Raw genomic sequence first — 17994 nt, 5'->3', positions numbered from 1 at the left:
AGGCGACGTAGGTGTGGCCCGTGATCCAGCCGATGTCGGCGGTGCACCAGAACACGTCCTCGGGGCGGATGTCGAAGGTCCAGTCCATCGTCATCCTGGCCCACAGCAGGTAGCCGCCGGTGGCATGCTGCACGCCCTTGGGCTTGCCGGTGGAGCCCGAGGTGTAGAGGATGAACAGCGGATGCTCGGCATTCACCGGCTCGGGCGCGCACTCGGTGCTCTGGCCCTTGAGCGCCTCGGCGAAGGTCTTGTCGCGGCCTTCCACGCGATTCCAGGCCGAGGGCGTGCGCTCGAACACGAACACGGTCTTGATCGACTCGCAGCCGCCGAGCGCGATGCCGTCGTCGACGATGGCCTTGAGCGGCAGCTCCTTGCCGCCGCGCAGCTGGAAGTTGGCGGTGATGACCGCGACCGCGCCGGCGTCGATGATGCGTTCCTGCAGCGCCTTGGCCGAGAAGCCGCCGAACACCACGCTGTGGGTGGCGCCGATGCGCGCGCAGGCCTGCATCGCGATCACGCCCTCGACCGTCATCGGCATGTAGACGATGACGCGGTCGCCCTTCCGGATGCCGGAGGCTTTCAGCGCATTGGCGAACTGGCTCACGCGTGCGAGCAGCTCCTTGTAGGTGACCTGGGTGACGGTGCCGTCGTCGGCCTCGAAGACGATGGCGGTCTTGTTCTCGACCGGGGTGCCGATGTGGCGGTCGAGGCAGTTGGCGCTGGCGTTGAGCTCGCCGTCGCCGAACCATTGGTAGAACGGCGCGTTCAATTCATCGAGGATCTTGCTGAAGGGCTTCGTCCACTGCAGGTGGCTCTTGGCCTGGCGGCTCCAGAAGCCTTCGAAGTCCTGCTCCGCTTCCTTGCACAGGGCGTCGTAAGCGGCCATGCCGGAAATGCGGGCGCCTTCGGTGGCGCGGGCATCGGGCGGGAACACGCGGTTCTCGACCAGGACGGATTCGATGTTCTTCGTGGGATGGCTCATGGTGTCGGGTTCGAGGGATGGAGGTATCGGTGCGGCCTTCAGTGGCCGATCGGCAGCATCGGCAGGACCACATGCCAACCGGCCAGCCCAAGGGCACCGGCGACGGCGATGCACAACATGGCCGTGCACAGCTTCGTGGTCAGGCGGCGTTCGCGCGTGCGCAGCACGAAGGACATGCTGAAGGCAATGCTCGTGAGCGAGGCCAGCACCGCGCCCGTGCCGGCGGTGGTGGCCGACAGGCTGCCCTGCGACGCGAGCGCGGCGGCCGCGGCCACGGCGCTCGCGCTCGACATCAGGCCGCCGACCACGCTCACGAAGTAGAAGCCCGCATCGCCGAACTGCCGCTGCGTGAGGCCGCCGACGATGTGCAGCACCAGGAACACCACGCCGTACTTGAGCGCCAGCGGCAACGAGAACGGCAGGTCGAGCTTGATCTCGGGCACGTCGGGCACGGGGCCGCGCGTGGCGCGGCGGTAGCTCCACAGCACCAGCACCGCGCTCGCGAGCATCATCAGCGCGAAGGCGCCCGAGGCGCCCAGCAGCGCGAGCGGCGCCAGGATCAGCAGCAGCCCGGCATTGCGCACCACCATCGCGGTGGTCGCCAGCAGGATGCCGCGGTAGGCCGTGCCCACGTAGGCACCGCGCGTGGCGACGACGCGCGAGGCCATCTCGATCACCGTGAAGTTGCTGTTCACGAGCCCGCCGAGAAAGCCCGAGAGCTCGGTGCCGCGCGTGCCGTAGAGCTTCCAGAGGATGTAGTTCACGAAGCCGATGCCCGCGATCAGGATCACCGTGACCCAGGCGGCGCGCGGCTCCACCAGGTGCCACGGTCCCACGGCCCCGGCCGGCAGCGCCGGATAGATCACGATCGCGAGGATGGCCAGCAGCAGCGCCGAGCGCATCTCGCTTTCGGTCAGCCCGGCCGAGAAACCGGCCAGCCGTTCCTTCCACGCCAGCAGCGCGGTGGCCAGCACCATCACGGCCGCGGGCGAGATGGTGTGGCCCTGGCCGCACAGCACGCCGGCCAGGCAGGTCACGAGCATGGCGGCCGAGGTGGTGAGCTCGGCGCCCTGCCCGGCGCGCAGCGTCTGCACGTTGAGCAGCACCGCGAGCACGCCGACCAGCGCCAGGCACAGCAGCGCCACCGGCATGCCGAGCAGGCCGCCGAGCGCGCCCAGCATGCAGATGAAGCCGAAGGTGCGCAGCCCCGCCTCCTTGCCGCGGCGCTCGCGCTCCAGCCCGATCAGCAAGCCGAGCGCCAGGCTCAGCGCCAGCCGCACCAGGATCTCCAGGTAGGGCCACTCGGCCCCGGTGGTCATGGGGATGGTCTTGTCGGGCATGGGTCAGACCGCCCGCGGACCCGGCACGCAGTCGTCGACCGCGAAGCGCGCCAGCGTCGAGATGCCGCTGTCGGGCTGCGCGACGTCGTCGAGCACGCGCAGCGAGGTGAGCCAGCGCCCGGGCGTCACGTCGGCCACCGCATAGCCGCGCCTGTCGGAACGCGCGAGCAGGATGTGCGGGTTGTTGTCGGCGATCTCCTGCGCGCGGCTCTGCGCCGTGCCGCTGGCCGAGGCGATCGAGGTGCCGCAGAACTCGCTCGCGATGACCGGCGACTGCGGCCGCGAGAAGTCGGCCAGCACGCGGCTGACGTAGTTCTGGTGGATGTCGCCGCCGAGGAACACGGTGTTGCGCGCGCCCGCGCCCTGCACCGCGTCGAGCACGCGCTGGCGGCTCGCGGGATAGCCGTCCCAGGTGCTGGGGTGGTAGCTCTCGGCCGGCAGCGGCTTGTAGTTGCGCTGCGCGAAGATGGTCTGCTGCGCCACCACGCTCCAGCGCTCGCCCAGCGCGGCGTCCTGCGCCAGGCCCTGCTCGAGCCAGCGCTCCTGGTAGCTGCCGAGGATCGAGCGCGCGGGGTCGCGCAGCTCGGGGCAGCCGGTGGGCGTCACCGAGCTCGGCGATTCCTCGCCGGGCACGCGGCAGGGCTGGCGGTCGCGGTACTGGCGCGTGTCGAGCATGTGGAAGCGCAGCAGCCGGCCCCAGGCATGCCGCTCGTAGATGCGCAGGCCATCGAGCGTGCCGAGCCCGCCGAGGCCCTGCGTGAGCACCGAGGCGCGCAGCGGCATGTTCTCGTAGAAGGCCTGGTAGCCGGCGCCGCGCCGCGCGAGGAAGTCGCCCGCCGCGCCGGTGCCTTCGAGGCCCGCGTAGTCGTTCTGCACCTCGTGGTCGTCCCAGGTCACGAGCCAGGGGCAGGCGCGGTGCGCGGCCTGCAGCTGCGCGTCGGTCTTGTAGAGCGCGTAGCGGTCGCGGAAGTCGGCGAGCGTCTTCGCGGCCGGCAGCGTGTGCGTGCGCACCAGCTGGTAGCTCGGCGGCTTCTTCGGCATCGCGTATTCGTAGACGTAGTCGCCGAGGAACACGATCAGGTCGAGGTTCTCGTCGGGCATGTGGCGGTAGCCCGCGTAGTGGCCCTGCTCCCAGCGCTGGCACGAGACGAAGGCGAAGCGCGTGCGCCCGGGCATGGCGTGCAGTGCCGGCGCGGTGCGCGTGCGCGCCGTCTGCGTGACCGCCTCGCCATGCATGAAGCGGTAGAAGTACCAGCGGTCCGGCCGCAGGCCCGACACCTCCACGTGCACCGCGTGCCCGAGCTCGGCCAGCGCGTTCGCCTGGCCCGTGCGCACGATGCGACGGAAGGCCTCGTCCTCGGCCACCTCCCAGCGCACGGTCAGCGAGGCGGGCAGCGGCAGGCGCGGCGTGTCGAAGGGCACGGTGCCGGGCACCGGGCCGTCGAGCAGCCGGGTCCACAGCACGAAGCCGTCGGGGGTCGGCGACCCGCTGGCGACGCCGAGCGGGAACAGGTCGCGCTGGGCCAGCGTGTTCGACCAGCTCCAGCGCGGCAGGGAGGTGGCGGCCGCGGCGGCCGAGGCCAGGCGGATGAGATCGCGACGGTGCATGCTTGTCTCCAATCGTGGATTGTGGGGGTGGTTGCGCGGGACGGGCGCGCTCAGAACGCGTGCCGGATGCCGAAGTTCTGGCCGCTGGCCGCGTGGTCGGCGAGGCCCGCGACATCGCCGCCGACGGTCAGCGCGGCGCCGCGCCGGTTGCGCACATGGGCAACGGTCGCATAGAGCGCGGTGCGCTTCGACAGGTGGTGCACGTAGCCGAGCGCAATCTTGCTGACGCGCGAGCGGTCGCCCGGGTAGCGGAAGGCCACCTGTCCGTAGCTCGCGCGGATCTCGCCGGGGCCGACCGGCACCGTCACGCCGACCGTCGCGCCTTCGAAGCGCTTGGGGCCCAGCGGCATCTGCACCCGGTCCTGCGCATACAGCGCCTCGACCGATGCCACGCCGAAGTCGTAGGCCACGCCGAGGCTGGCCGAGCGGATGTCGCGCGGGCGTGTCGTCGGCGCCTTGGCTCCGCCCATGGTCCGGCTGTAGGCCGCGCCCACGCGGAACGCGCCCTGCCGGTAGCCGAGGCGCCCGCCGAGGTAGCGCTCCGCGTCGCCGCCGTCGACCGCCTCGGGCAGGCCGTACTGGAACTGGCCCGAGAAGCCGCCGAGGTCGCGCGGCAGGAAGTAGCCGACCGAGTTGCTCACGCGCACATGCGAGCTCTGACCCGCGTTGGCGCTGCCATAGAGGACGGCGCGGCCGCGGTAGACGATGCTCTCGCCGACGCCGTTGGTGACCCAGGGCCCCGAGAAGTCCGACTGGATCAGGTAGGTCGGCGTGTAGTCGCGGCCCAGCCGCAGCTCGCCCCAGGGACCGGCCAGGCTCACGGTCGAGCGCCGCGCGAGGTCGAAGGACGTCGGGTTGTCGACGGCGAGCGAGCCCTCGAGCCAGAAGCCCGCGCTCAGGCCGCCGCCCAGGTCTTCCTGGCCGCGAAAGCCCAGGCGGCTGCTCGCGAGCCCGTCGGAGGCCAGCGCGGTCTGGCTGCCCTTGCCGTGCACGCGGTAGTGGGCGACGCCGGTGTCGATCAGCCCGAACAGCGTGACGCTCGACTGGGCATGGCAGGCGCCGATGGCGAGCATGGCGCCGCCGGCGATGACGGGGGTGAATCTTCTTTGTCTCTTCATCTTTTTCTTCGAGTGGTGGGGGTGACCCAGGGATGGCGACGCGCAGGCGGGCCCCTCACGCGCATGCGTGACGAATCCATCCGGCATCGGGGGAGCGAAAGACGCGGCGCGTCTACTGCAATGCGCGTCCCTGCATGCCGTCCGCCGCCACGCCGAGGTGGCGCAGCACGGTCGGCGCGATGTCGATCAGCGACGCGGGTTGGCGTCGCTCGCCGGGACGAAGCCCTCCCCCTCTCAGGTAGAGAAAGGGATGCTGTTCGTGCTCGCCCAGTCCGCCGTGCTGTGCGCAGCCGACGGGCGATGAATCGCTGAACGGGCTCAGCAGCGAGACGCTGCGGCCCGGCACGCCATGGGGATTGGCGCTCGCGTCATGGCGCAGCGCCAACGCCAGGCCGAGCGGGCCTTCGGTCGGCAGGCCGATCTCTGCCAGGGCCGGGCCGGCGAACACGCGTCCCGTGAAGTCCTGGTCCTGCAGCCACCGCACGAGCGCCGGGATCGCATCGCGCGCTTCGTCGGCGAAGTACAGCAGCGCGGCATTGCCGTTGGGCGCCACCACCACCTCCTGCGATTCGCGCGAGCGCTTCCAGCCGGCCTCGACCAGCAGCGCGTCGAGGTCGATCTTGCGTTCCACCGTCTCCATGCCGTGGTCGGAACAGGCGACCAGCAGGATCTCGTCGCCGGCCGGATCGAGCGCCTCCACGGTGCGCCGCACCTGGTCGACGCAGGCATCGGCGTGGGCGATCATCGCCAGGTGCTCGCCCGATCCGAGCGGCACGCCGTGGGCCGTGTGGTCGGGCTCGGAGAGCCACAGCACGGCCAGCGCGGGCGCGCGTTCGCGCAGCACCTCGCGGCAGAAGCGATCGGTCATCGCCCGGTCGCCCGCGGCGCCCACCTCGATGGCCAGGCCGTCCGTCAATGCGACACCGCCCGGCCCGCGCGACCCGGCGCGGTGGTAGACATGGCCGAAGCCGTCGGGGTCCTGCAGGTAGGCCGCGCCCGGCGACACGTTCGACATGACGATCGCACCGCCCTGCCGCGCCAGCCGCTCGGCCCAGGTCGGGCGCCGCAGGGTGCGGCCCGTGGCGCGGCGCAGGCGTTCGAGGAAGTCGGGCTTGCCCACCGACAGCCGCACCAGCGCGCCCTGCTCGCGCAGCACCATGGTGTTGCCCAGCAGGCCGTGGGCGGCCGGCAGGCAGCCGGTGGCCATCGAGGCCGAGCTGGTGCGCGTGGTCGAGGGAAAGACGCCGCGCGCCGAAACGAAGTCGGCGCCCTGCGCGCGCAACGCCGCGAGCGCGGGGGCCACGTCGGGCGTGACCAGGTCCGCGCACAGGCTGTCGCAGACCACCACGACGGCACGCCGCCGGCTGCTCATTTCGAAGCGTCCCGGGGCGCCGGGAGCGTGGACTTGTCGAGGTAGTCGTGGAAATGGACCGTGACCTGGTCCGCCGCGAGGAACACCACCGCATAGGCCGGCGGCTCGTGGCTCTTGGGCACCGGCGACATGGTGTGCAGGTCGAACGGCACCTGGTGGTTGAGGCCGCGCATGGTCGAGAACGGAATGCCGCGCCAGCTGCCGCAGACCGGCCGGTGCACGTGGCCGAAGAACAGGTGGCGCAGGTTGCGCCGGCCCGCCACCAGCCGCGCGAAGGGCTCGGGGTTCGCGAGGCCGATGCGGTCGAGGCACGGGATGCCGATGTCGAACGGCGGGTGGTGCATGAACAGGTAGACCGGCCGCTCGCCGAGCCGGTCGAGCTCGGCCGCGAGCCAGGCCAGCCGCTGCTCGCAGTACAGGCCGCCGTTGCGGCCCTCGTCGAGCGTGTCGAGCAGCAGAAAGCTCGCGTCGGCCAGGTCGAAGCGGCCCTGCACGAAGCCGTGGCCGTCGCTCGGCCCGCCCGGGCATTGCGCCGCCAGCAGCGCGCGGATGTCGTGGTTGCCCACCAGCGGGAAGCACGGCATGGGCAGCCGCGCGAGCTGGGTGCGCAGCGCCGCGTAGGCCGCGCTCTCGCCGCGGTGCGCGAGGTCGCCCGTGATCACGCAGCAGGCCGCGTCGCGGTGGTGCTCGAGGATGTCGTCGATGCAGGCGGCGAGCCGCGCGTACGGGTCCAGGCCGTGCAGGATCTCGCCGGGCGCGACGAGGTGGGGATCGGTGATGTGGATGAACTTGGTCATGCGGCAAGGGTTTCGGGTGAGGCGGTCACGGAATGCAGGGCGGTGGCCTGCAGCAGCAGGCGCGTGTAGTCGTCGGCCGGGGCATCGAAGACCTGGCGCGTGGCGCCGGCCTCGCGGACCTCGCCATGGCGCAGCACCACGACGCGGTCGGCCATGCGCCGGACCACGCCGAGGTCGTGGCTGATGAACAGGTAGGCCGTGCCTGTCTTGCGCTGCAGCTCGAGCAGCAGTTCCAGCATCTGGGCCTGCACCGACACGTCGAGCGCCGAGGTGATCTCGTCGCAGACGATCAGGTCGGGCTCGGCCGCGAAGGCGCGCGCGATGGCGACGCGCTGCTGCTGCCCGCCCGAGAGCTGGCGCGGGTAGCACTCGAGCAGCGCCGGATCGAGGTGCATCGCCCGCATCAGCGCCTGCGCGCGTTCGCGCAGCGCCGGGCCTCTCAGCCCGGTGAACAGGGTCAGCGGCCGCTCGAGGATGGCCGCGATGCGCTGGCGCGGATTGAGCGAGGACAGCGGGTCCTGGAACACGATCTGCACCCGCCGCCGCAGCGTCGGCGAGCGGTCGGTGGCCTTCGCGGCCAGCGGCTGGCCGTCGAAGTGCAGCGAGCCGCCCGAGGGCGCCATCAGCCCCGCGACCAGCGAGGCCGCGGTCGACTTGCCGCTGCCCGATTCGCCGACCAGGCCGAGCGTCTCGCCGCGACCGATCGCGAACGACAGGCCCGCCAGCGCGGGCCGCGCCGTGGCCTGCGGCGGCTGGAACCAGGCGCGGCGGCGCGCCGGGTACGAGAACGCGAGGTCCTTCGCCACCAGCAGCGCGTCCTGCGCCTGTTGTTGCTGCGGTTCGCGCGCCGGCGGCTCGGCATCGACGCGCGGAATGGCCGCGATCAGCTGCCGCGTGTAGACATGCGCGGGCGCGCCGAAGATGCGCGCGGCCGGCCCCTGTTCGACGATGCGGCCCTGGTGCATCACGATCACCTGGTCGCACATGCGCGAGATCACGCCAAGGTCGTGGCTCACGTAGATCAGCGAGGTGCCGAAGCGCTCGCGCAGGGTGCGCACCAGCTCGAGCACCTGGACCTCGGTGGTCTTGTCGAGCGCGGTGGTCGGCTCGTCGAGCACCAGCACGCCCGGGTCGCCGGCCAGCGCCGCGGCGATCACCACGCGCTGGCGCTGGCCGCCCGAGAGCTCGTGCGGAAAGCGCGCGCAGATGCCCTTCGGATCGGGCAGGTTGGTGGCCTCGAACAGCTCGAGCGTGCGCGCCCGCGCCTCGGCGGCGCCGCAGCCGCGCAGGTGGCGCACGGCCTCGTCGACCTGGTCGCCGATGCGCATGTGCGGCGTCAGCGAGCTCAGCGGGTTCTGCGGCACGAAGGCGATGTGCCGGCCGCGCAGCCGGCGCCGCGCCGGTTCGTCGAGGCGCAGGATGTCCTCGCCCGCGATGCGCACCGCCCCCGCGGTGATCACGCCGCCGGGCCGGCAGTGGCCCAGCAGGGCGCGCGCCACGGTCGACTTGCCCGAGCCGCTCTCGCCGACGATGCCCAGGCTGCTGCCGGCCTCGACCGTGAATTCGACGCCGCGCACTGCGCCGACGATCTCTCCGTCGGCGCGCCGGTAGCCGATGCCCAGGCCCTGGACCTCGAGCCGTCCGCCGATGCGGCGCGCCGCCTGCTGGCGCCGTGCCAGCGCGTTGGATTCGGGATGCTTCATCGTTGCCTGTTCCTTCATGCCGCGTCCTGGCCGCGCGTGGCGTCCAGTCCCAGGGCCCGTGCCAGCGCCTCGGCGCCGAAGTTGAGTCCCACCACCAGCGTGGAGATGAAGACCGCCGGCGCCAGCACCAGCCAGGGTGCGAACGCGAGCTGGCTCACGCCCTCGGCCACCATCAGCCCCCAGTCGGGCGTGGGCGGCGAGATGCCCATGCCCAGGAAGGACAGCGAGCTCAAGAGCAGGATCGCGTGCGACATGCGGATCGCGAACTCGACGTAGACCACGTCGAGCGTGTTGGGCAGCAGCTCGCGCAGGATGATCGACACCGTGCCCTCGCCGCGCAGCTGCGCGGCCTTCACGTAGCCCAGCTGCACCTGCGTCAGCGCCTGGGCCCGCACGATGCGGATCACGCCCGGGAAGTACACCATCCCGATGAGCACGATCAGCACCGGCAGCGATTCGCCGAAGCCGACCGCGAACAGCGCGACGAACAGGATGCCCGGCAGCGCCAGCTTGAGGTCGACGATGCGCATCATCACGTCGTCGAACAGCCCGCCGAGGTAGGCGGCCGTCACGCCGAGGATGCTGCCGACGCTGACCGCGACGACCACGCCCGTGAAGGCGGCCAGCAGCGCCGTGCGTCCGCCCCACAGCAGGCGCGACAGGTAGTCGCGGCCCAGCACGTCGGTGCCGAGCCAGAACTCGGCGCTCGGCGGCTCGGCGCGGCCGCCGTTGAGCGACATCGGGTCGTAGGGCGCGATCCAGGGCGCGGCCAGCGCGATGGCCAGGTGCAGCACGACGATGCCGATGCCGAACAGGGCCACGGGCCGCAGCAGCGCGTGGTGGTTGATCTTGAACATCATGATTCAGCGGCTCCTGGCGCGGGGGTCGAGGGCGGCCACCGCGAGGTCGGCCAGCAGGTTCATCGAGACGACGGCCAGGGCCGCCAGCAGGCTGATGGCCTGCACGATCGGCACCTCGCGCTTGTCGACGGCCTGCAGCAGGATCATTCCGAGCCCGGGGTAGCCGAACACCTTCTCGACCACCACGATGCCGCTGAGCAGGCCGGCCACGTAGAGCGCGGCCGAGTTGAGCGCGGGGATCACCGAGGCCGGCAATGCATGGCGCAGGATCAGCCGCAGCTCGCCCAGGCCGGTGAAGCGGGCGCGCTCGACATAGTCGCTGGCCAGCGACTCGATCAGCCCGGTGCGGATCAGCTGCACCAGGTGGGCGATAGAGCCGAACACGATGGTCGCGACCGGCAGCACCGACACGGCCAGCAGCGCGGACGGCGGCGCGTCGGCGAAGGCCAGGATCACGGCCGGGAAGACCGGGATCCAGATCGCGAACACCAGCACCAGCAGGTTGCCCGAGGCGAACTCGGGGATCGAGTAGCCGATCACCGCGCCCATCGAGGCCAGCGTGTCGGGCAGCCGGCCGCGCCAGAAGGCCGCGACGATGCCCAGCAGCAGCGACACCGGAATGGCCACCAGCGCCGTCACGGCCGCGAGCAGCAGCGAGTTCTTCACCGGCTCGCGGATGATCTCGACCACCGGCGTGCCGCCGAGGATGGTCTTGCCGAAATCGCCGCGCATGGCGCCCGTGAGCCACTCGAAGTAGCGCACCGGCGCCGGCCGGTCGAGGCCGAGGTCATGGCGCTTTCGCGCCAGGTCCTCGGGATTCATCATCGCGATCTCGTCGGCCGTGAGGCTGACTTCGAGCGCGTCGCCGGGCAGCACCTCGGTCGCCACGAACACCAGCATCGAGGCCAGCAGCAGGGTCAGCGCGTAGAGGCCCACGCGCCGCAGGAAGGTCATGAGCATGATGGGTCGCCGTTCGCGCGCGGTTCGGTGAAGGGGATGCGGGGCCGGCTCACGATTTCCAGACCTCGTCGAAGCGCATCGACCAGAACTGCGAGTGGTTGCGCAGGTCGTGCACGTTGGGCTTGTGGATCAGCAGGTTGCGCCGTCCGCCCGCGGACAGGATCGGCACCTCGTCGCGCAGGATCTCCTGCATGCGCACGTAGTTCGCGCGTCGCTTCTCGTTGGAAGGCTCGGCGAGCGACTTCTGGTAGAGCGCCATGTACTCGTCGCAGCCCGCGCCGCGCCAGTAGCCGCTCTCGTTGTTGTCGGGCCGCAGCCGGTACAGGCTCACGCCCGGATTGCGCGGCCCGGCCGGCGTGTAGGCGAAGCGGTGCTTGCGCGTCTTCTCGGCATCCTCGACGCGCCACTGGCGGTAGCCGTCGCTCGGCCGCTGCTCGATCGGCAGCACGATGCCGGCCTCCTTCACCGATTCGGCCAGCACCTGGAACACGCGCGGCACCTCGGGCCAGGTGGGCGCGAAGTAGAAGGTCGGCAGCTTCACGCCGTTGGGATGGCCGGCCTCGGCCAGCAGCGCGCGCGCCCGCGCCACGTCGTGCATGCGCTGCAGCGGCTGGAACACGGCATTGGCCGGCGTCAGGTGCGAGTCGTTGCCGACCCAGCCGGCCTTCTTGCCGTAGACGATGCGGATGATCTTCTCGCGGTCGGCCGCCAGCGCCAGGGCCTGCCGCACGCGCTTGTCGTCGAGCGGCGATCCCGCCACCTTGGGGATCACCATCAGCGCCTGGTCGCCGCTGCTCGACAGGCTGTACTTGAGGTCGGGCGTGCGCTCGAGGTCGGGCAGCAGGCCGGGGTCGACGCCGATCACCGCATCGAACAGGCCGCCGCGGAATCCGTTCAGCGCGCCTTCCATGCGCCCGGGCGAGCTCACGACCTCGAGCCGGTCGAGGTAGGGGAAGCCGGCGCGCCAGTACTTCTCGTTGCGCTCGAGGATGATGCGGCGCTTGGGATCGAGGCTCGCGATCCGGAACGGCCCGGTGCCGATGCCCGCGAGGCCGATCGCCTCTTTCTCGGCGGCCGGCATGATCATCAGGTGGTACTCGGCGAGCACGTAGGGGAACTCGCTGTTCGGCGCGTCCAGCGTCATGCGCACCTTCCTGCCCACCTTCTCGACCTTGACGATCTGCTTGGCGTAGCCGGTCGCGGTCTGGTGGAAGCGGTAGGACGACACCACGTCGTCGGCCGTCATCTCGCGGCCGTCGTGGAACAGCACGCCCTCGCGCAGCGTGATGTCCCAGACCTTGAGGTCGGCGCTCGGCTCCCAGGCCGTGGCGAGCTCGGGCTGCACCTCGAGGTTCTCGTCGACCCAGGTCAGCGCGTTGTAGGCGCTGCGGTTGTTGAGGTCGAGCCAGTGCTGGGGATGACGGCCGGTGCGCGCATCGCCCATCCGGTTGTTCGGGTAGGTGTTGGTGTAGACGAAGGTGCCGCCGCGCTTGGGGGCGGCCTGGGCCGCCCGCGGAAAGAGCAGCTCGCCGAGCGAGAGCGCGGCAGTAGCGCCGGCGCCCGTCAGCAATCGGCGGCGCATGGCGTCGATCGGGCAGTTGTCGTTGGGTTTCATCGTGTCTCCTGGCAGTCATCGGGCGCCTGGTCGGCGCTCTTCGGTTCGCGCCGCCCGCATCGCATGTCGATGCGAGGCGGCGCGCCGTTCAGTCCATTTTCGGTGGGCTCACCATGGCAGCGAGAGCGTCTTGCAGTTGGTGAACGACTTGATCGCCTCCTGCACCCCTTCCTTGTAGCCAAGGCCCGAGTCCTTGATGCCGCCGAAGGGCGTGAGCTCGATCCGGTAGCCCGGCACCTCCCAGAGGTTGACGGTGCCGACCTTGAGCTCCTTCGCGAAGCGCATCACGTCGTCCATGCGGTTCGTGCAGATGCCCGACGAGAGGCCGAAGGCGGTGCCGTTCGACATCGCGATCGCCTCGTCGATGTTGGCGAAGCGCAGGATCGGCGACACCGGGCCGAAGGTCTCCTCGCGCACCACGGTCATCTCGGGTCGCACCTGGTCGAGTACCGTCGGCGCGTACAGCGCGCCCTCGCGCTCGTTGCCGGCCAGCAGCCGCGCGCCCTGCGCGACCGCCTCGTCCACCACCGCCTGGAAGCGGCGCGCCGCGGCCTCGTCGATCACCGTGCCCATGTCGTTGCCCGCGTCCATCGGGTCGCCGAACTTCCAGGCGCGGGTCTTGGCCACCACGCGCTCGGTGAATTCCGCGGCCACCTTCTCGTGCACCAGCATGCGCTTGACGGCGGTGCAGCGCTGGCCGGAGTTCTTGTAGGAACCCTGCACGGCGAGGTCGCTGGCGCGGTCGAGGTCGGCGTCGTCCATCACGATCAGCGGATCGTTGCCGCCGAGCTCGAGCACGATGCGCCGATAGCCGGCCTTGTTCGCGATGTACTTGCCGATCTCGACGCCGCCGGTGAAGGTGATCAGTTCCACGTGCCGGTGGGTCAGCATCTCGTCGGCGATCTCGCGCGGGTCGCCCGTGATCACCTGCAGCATCTCGGGCGGCAGGCCGGCCTCGTACAGCAGGTCCGCGAAGTACAGCGCCGACAGCGGCACCTTCTCCGAGGGCTTGAGCACCATGCGGTTGTTGGTCGCGACCGAGGGCACCACCTTGTGCGCCACCTGGTTCATCGGGTGGTTGAAGGGCGTGATGGCGGTGATCACGCCCAGCAGCGGCTCGCGCGTGGTGATCACCTTGCGCTGCTTGCCGTGCGGCGTGAGGTCGCAAGAGAACACCTGGCCGTCGTCGCGCAGCGCCTCGTTGGCGCCGAAGTTCAGCACGTCGGCCACGCGGCCGATCTCGTAGATGCTGTCCTTCTTCGACAGGCCCGACTCGCTGGTGATCAGCGTGGAGGCCTCGTCGGTGCGCTCGCGCAGCAGCAGCGCGGCGCGGTTGAGGATCGCGGAGCGCTCGTAGCGCGACAGGCGCGGCACGTAGGCGTGCGCGATCTCGTAGGCACGCCGCACGTCCTCCAGCGTGGCCATCGCGACGGTGCCCACCGTCTCGCCGGTGTAGGGGTTGCGCACGGCGATCGTGCGCGGCGTGTGGACCTTCTCGCCGCCGATGCGCAGCGCTTCGACGCGGATGTCCTGTCTGTCGAGAATGGCGTTCATGCCGCCTCCTTCTGTGGGGTGCCGATGAAGTTCTTGCCGCGCGCGCCGGTCAGCGCATGCGCGACCATGCGGTCCGCCTGCTCGCTCGACACGCCGTAGTCCGAGAAGCGCGTCTTGACGCCCAGGCGCTCGATGAAGTCCGAGAGCCGCTGCGGCGCGCGGTCCAGCGGGCCGAGCGCGCGCTCGAGCACCGCGTCGCGGCCGGCGTCCTGCCCGATCGCGCGCCGCAGCACCATCGGCAGCGGGAACGAGCAGGCGATGCCGTGCGGCAGGCCGTAGCGCAGGGTCATCTCGTAGGAGATGGAGTGCGCGAGCGCGGTGCGGGTGTTCGAGAACGCCATGCCGGCCTGCAGCGCGGCCAGCGCCATGCGGGCGCGCAGCTCGAGGTCGCCGAGCTTGTCCATCAGCAGCGGCAGGGTCTCGAAGATCTGCTGCACCGCCGCGACCGCGAAGGTGTCGGACAGCGCGTTCGCATTCACGTTCCAGATCGCCTCGAGCGCATGCGACAGCGCATCGAGCCCGCTCTGCAGCGTCACCGAGGCCGGCAGCGAGAGCATCAGCTCGGGATCGACGATCGCGATGCTGGGCCAGGTCTCGGGAAGGTGCAGCGAATGCTTGCGCTGCGCCTCGCGGTCCCAGATCGTGGCCCAGGGCGTGACCTCGCTGCCGGTGCCGGCGGTCGTCGGCACCGCGATCAGCGTCTTCACGCGCGCCGGCACGAAGGGCCCGCCCGCGGCCAGGGCCGCCACCAAGTCATCGAAGCGGCCGCTTTGCGTGCCGACCATCAGCGCCTTGGCGGTGTCGATCGCGCTGCCGCCGCCGACCGCGACCAGCACCTCGGCCTGCGCCGACTCCTGCCAGAACGCTTCGTAGAGCGCCCGCAGCTCGGCCACGTCGGGGTTCGGCAGCACCGCGTCGATCACGCCGGCCAGGCCGTCGCCGAGCAGGGCCTGCAGCCGGTCGACGAGCCCGAAGCGGCGTGCCTCCGGAAAGGTCACGACCACGGCCTTGCGGCCGGCCAGCAGCTTCGGCAGGGACGACAAGGCCCCTGCCCCGTACACGCTGCGCACGGGATTGAAGAATTCCTGGGACATCTGGATCGCCTCAGTGGGCGGCGCCCGCGTGGTTCAGGGCCAGGTCGAAGACGTCGAAGTTGCGCAGCCGGCGGCGCGGGTCCACGCCCTGAAGCGCGCGGTTGAACAGCAGCGGCACCTTCTGCTCCGAGATGCCGCCGTGCGAGCGCAGCGGCACCGTGAGGCCGCTGAGGTCGTGCCGCGCCGCGCTGGTGCCCAGCACCGTCAGGTGATCGCCGACCACCACCAGGTCGCCGATGCGGTCGCCCGCGAGTTCGAACTGCCGCACCGCCTGGTCGCGCGTGAGCACCTGCTCGACGCCGGGCAGGCCGGCCAGCGCATCGTGCACCTGTTCCAGCGGCGCGCGGTTGACATACACCGTCGCGAACGAGCCGAGCGCGCCGTGGTGCACCACGTAGGGATCGGTGATCGGCAGGATCACGCGCGTGCTGGCCTCGCCGAGCCGCGCGTCGAGTTCCTGCTGCAGGTAGAGCACGCGCGGATTGCCGGCCGCGTCGGTCTTGGGGCTCATGCCGTGGTCGGCCGTGAGGCCGATCACCGCGCCCAGTGCGTCGAGCCGCGCGAGGTAGCCGTCCATCATGGCGTAGAAGGCGTTGGCCTCGGGCGTGCCGGGCGCGCACTTGTGCTGCACGTAGTCGGTGGTCGAGAGGTACATCAGGTCGGGCTTGCGCGTCTCGAGCAGGCGCACGCCGGCGGCGAAGACGAACTCGCTGAGATCGGCGCTGTAGACCGAGGGCACGGGCTTGCCGACCAGCTCGAGCACGCGGTCGATGCCGCATTCGGCGACGGTCGCCTTGTCGGCCTTCTCGGCCGAGAAGCAGATGCCGCGCAGGCCGTGGCCGAGCATGGTGCGCAGCTTGTCCTTGGCGGTCACGGCCGCCACCAGCGCGCCGGCATCGGAGAAGGCCGACAGCAGCGTGGGCGCGCGCAGGTACTCGGGGTCGTTCATCATGACCTCCTTGTCCGCCGCCACGTCGTAGAAGAAGTTGCCGCAGATGCCGTGCACCGAGGGCGGCACGCCGGTCACGATCGACACGTTGTTCGGGTTCGTGAAGCTCGGCACCACGCAGTCGCCGATCAGCGAGCTGCCCTGCTCGAGCATGCGCTGCAGGAACGGCGCCGCGCCGGCCTGGATGGCCTGGGTGATGTAGTCGGGCTCGCAGCCATCGACGCACACCACGACCACCGGCGCGCGCGGTTTCGCGTAATGCCGTCCATTGGCCAGGACGGTCTCGGCTTGAAATGTCATCGGGAAGCTCCTTTGGAAATCAGTGCGTTGTCTCGGAGACCTTGTGGTCTCGCGTTGGGTGCACTGTCCGCTCGAAGCTTCTATTCGTCCAATTCAAGTTTTTCGGGCAATGTATTGAGCAGAGCTATACATCGCCCGGGAAAGTACGGAGGCGCCGCTCCGTACGCTGCGCTCAGGCGGCCGCGAGCCGCGGCGCCTTGCGATGCCGCGTCGCCGTCTCGTAGTCGTGCGCCAGCGCGAGCAGGGTCGCCTCGCTCCACAGCGGCCCGACGAACAGCAGCCCGAAGGGCGCGCCCGAGGCGTAGTAGCCCGCGGGCACCGTCACGGCCGGCAGGCCCGCGATGTTGAGCTCGCCCACCGTGGTCTCCTGGATCGTGCCGCCGCGCGTGACCGGCAGCTCCTCGCGCATCTGCGGGAACACCAGCGCATCGAGCTGCTCGCGCGCGAACACCGCGTCGACGATGCGCAGGTAGGCTTCCTTGAGCGCGATGAAGTCCGACAGGTCGGGCGGCGTGCCCGGCGACTTGAGCGCGGCCGCGAACTGCGGCAGGTTGTGCAGGTAGCTCAGCACGCCGCCGGGCGCGAAGGCGGATTCCTTCTCGGTCGCCTTCGCGAAATCGGCGAAGGACTTGAGCGCCGCGTCGGGACCCAGCCGCTCGAGGTACTTCTGCAGGTCGTAGGGCACCGACTCCATGCCGCGCGCATCGAAGTTCGTGAGCGGCAGCGTGGGCTGGCGCAGCTGCGCGAAGCCGGTGTCGGCGAAGGGATCGTCGACCAGCACCGCGCCGCGCCGCACGAGCTCCTCCGCGGCACGCGCATAGAGTTCGCTCGCCTCGTCAGAAAGCGGCTGGGTACGCCAGCCCGGGCCGTACAGGCCGATGCGCGCGCCCGCCAGGTTGCGGCTGCCGAACTGCGAGGTGTAGCCGCCCACCGGCTTCTTGCCGACGCCGGCCAGCGTCTTCGGATCCTCTGGCGAGTAGCCCGCGAGCACGTCGAGGCACAGCGCCGCGTCCTTCACGGTGCGCGCGATCGGGCCCACCACGTCGCGGTTGCCCGACAGCGGCATCACGCCCGCATTGGGCACCAGGCCGATGGTGGGCTTGATGCCGACCAGGTCCTGCGCCGAGGCCGGGTTCTGGATCGAGCCGCCGGTCTCCTCGGCCAGGCCCAGCACGGCCATGCTGGCGCCGACCGCGGTGGCCGTGCCCGCGCTGCTGCCGCCGGGCACGCGATCGGGCAGCACCACGTTGAGCGTGGGGCCGGCCCAGCTGTCGTCGGCATGCGTGCCGGTGTGGCTCAGCACGGGCACGTTGGTCTTGCCGAGGATGACGGCGCCGGCCGCGCGCATGCGCGCCACCACGGGCGCGTCGGTGGCGGGCATCAGGTCGACGCCGCCGCTCTTGCCATGCAGCAGCGACCAGCCGGCCGTGGTCGGGAAGCCGACCATGTCCATCGGGTCCTTGACGACCACGGGCACGCCCGCGAGCGGGCCGAGCGCCTCGCCGGCCGCGCGCCGGCGGTCGATGGCGCGCGCGTCGTCGATGGCCTCGTCGTTGAGGAAGATGATGGCGTTGTAGCGCCCGTTCCAGGTCTCGATCTGCGCGAGGCAGGCGCGTGCGAGCGACTCGGCCGTGAAACTGCCGTTGCGGAAGCCTTCCTGCACGGTGTCGACGGTCAGCGTGGCGAGGTCGATGGTGGGGGGGGTCTGGCTCATGGCGAAGAAACTCCTCGTGAATGCGGTG

The 17994-nt window shown here is 70.9% G+C and carries 14 protein-coding genes; all 14 read right to left on the bottom strand.

What is annotated here, in order from left to right; genetic code table 11:
* Positions 1-982: AMP-binding protein (locus BM109_RS20210; protein ID WP_143129207.1), on the bottom strand; the 982-nt coding region annotated here is incomplete at its 3' end.
* A gap of 38 nt (positions 983-1020) precedes the next feature.
* On the bottom strand, positions 1021-2322 hold the full coding sequence (locus tag BM109_RS20205) for an MgtC/SapB family protein (protein ID WP_093346087.1): 1302 nt from the start codon (positions 2320-2322) through the stop codon (positions 1021-1023).
* A 3-nt stretch (positions 2323-2325) separates the two neighbouring features.
* Positions 2326-3930, bottom strand: a complete 1605-nt coding sequence (locus BM109_RS20200; protein ID WP_093346085.1) for an alkaline phosphatase D family protein — start codon at positions 3928-3930, stop codon at positions 2326-2328.
* Positions 3931-3980: 50 nt separating this feature from the next.
* A complete protein-coding gene (locus BM109_RS20195) occupies positions 3981-5048 on the bottom strand; it encodes a porin (protein ID WP_256222669.1) in 1068 nt (355 codons plus the stop codon).
* 112 nt (positions 5049-5160) lie between these two features.
* Positions 5161-6420 (bottom strand): alkaline phosphatase family protein, encoded by a 1260-nt coding sequence (locus tag BM109_RS20190; RefSeq protein ID WP_093346079.1) that lies wholly within the window; start codon positions 6418-6420, stop codon positions 5161-5163.
* Positions 6417-7217, bottom strand: coding sequence for a phosphodiesterase (locus BM109_RS20185; RefSeq protein ID WP_093346077.1), 801 nt, complete (start codon positions 7215-7217; stop codon positions 6417-6419). The genes BM109_RS20190 and BM109_RS20185 overlap by 4 nt, the downstream gene beginning before the upstream one ends.
* On the bottom strand, positions 7214-8920 hold the full coding sequence (locus BM109_RS20180) for a dipeptide ABC transporter ATP-binding protein (RefSeq protein WP_177239402.1): 1707 nt from the start codon (positions 8918-8920) through the stop codon (positions 7214-7216). The genes BM109_RS20185 and BM109_RS20180 overlap by 4 nt, the downstream gene beginning before the upstream one ends.
* Before the next feature lie 14 nt (positions 8921-8934).
* Entirely contained in the window at positions 8935-9780 is an 846-nt protein-coding gene (locus tag BM109_RS20175) for an ABC transporter permease (protein WP_093346071.1), read from the bottom strand.
* A gap of 3 nt (positions 9781-9783) precedes the next feature.
* Positions 9784-10740 (bottom strand): ABC transporter permease, encoded by a 957-nt coding sequence (locus tag BM109_RS20170; RefSeq protein ID WP_093346069.1) that lies wholly within the window; start codon positions 10738-10740, stop codon positions 9784-9786.
* A gap of 49 nt (positions 10741-10789) precedes the next feature.
* Complete coding sequence (locus tag BM109_RS20165) at positions 10790-12355, bottom strand: ABC transporter substrate-binding protein (protein ID WP_093346066.1); 1566 nt, start codon at positions 12353-12355, stop codon at positions 10790-10792.
* 108 nt (positions 12356-12463) lie between these two features.
* Positions 12464-13909, bottom strand: coding sequence for a phosphonoacetaldehyde dehydrogenase (phnY, locus tag BM109_RS20160; RefSeq protein WP_093346064.1), 1446 nt, complete (start codon positions 13907-13909; stop codon positions 12464-12466).
* Positions 13906-15003, bottom strand: coding sequence for an iron-containing alcohol dehydrogenase PsrA (gene psrA / locus BM109_RS20155; protein WP_093346061.1), 1098 nt, complete (start codon positions 15001-15003; stop codon positions 13906-13908). Before psrA ends, phnY begins: the two co-directional genes overlap by 4 nt.
* Before the next feature lie 10 nt (positions 15004-15013).
* Entirely contained in the window at positions 15014-16252 is a 1239-nt protein-coding gene (phnA, locus tag BM109_RS20150) for a phosphonoacetate hydrolase (protein WP_093346059.1), read from the bottom strand.
* Positions 16253-16424: 172 nt separating this feature from the next.
* Positions 16425-17966: an amidase gene (locus BM109_RS20145; RefSeq protein WP_093346055.1), complete on the bottom strand. Its 1542-nt coding sequence runs from the start codon at positions 17964-17966 to the stop codon at positions 16425-16427.
* Positions 17967-17994 lie beyond the last annotated feature (28 nt).

This window comes from Variovorax sp. PDC80, assembly GCF_900115375.1.
Taxonomy (GTDB): domain Bacteria; phylum Pseudomonadota; class Gammaproteobacteria; order Burkholderiales; family Burkholderiaceae_C; genus Variovorax.
The sequence above is the reverse complement of the archived record's forward strand: the minus strand, read 5'-3'. Positions and strand labels throughout refer to the sequence as shown.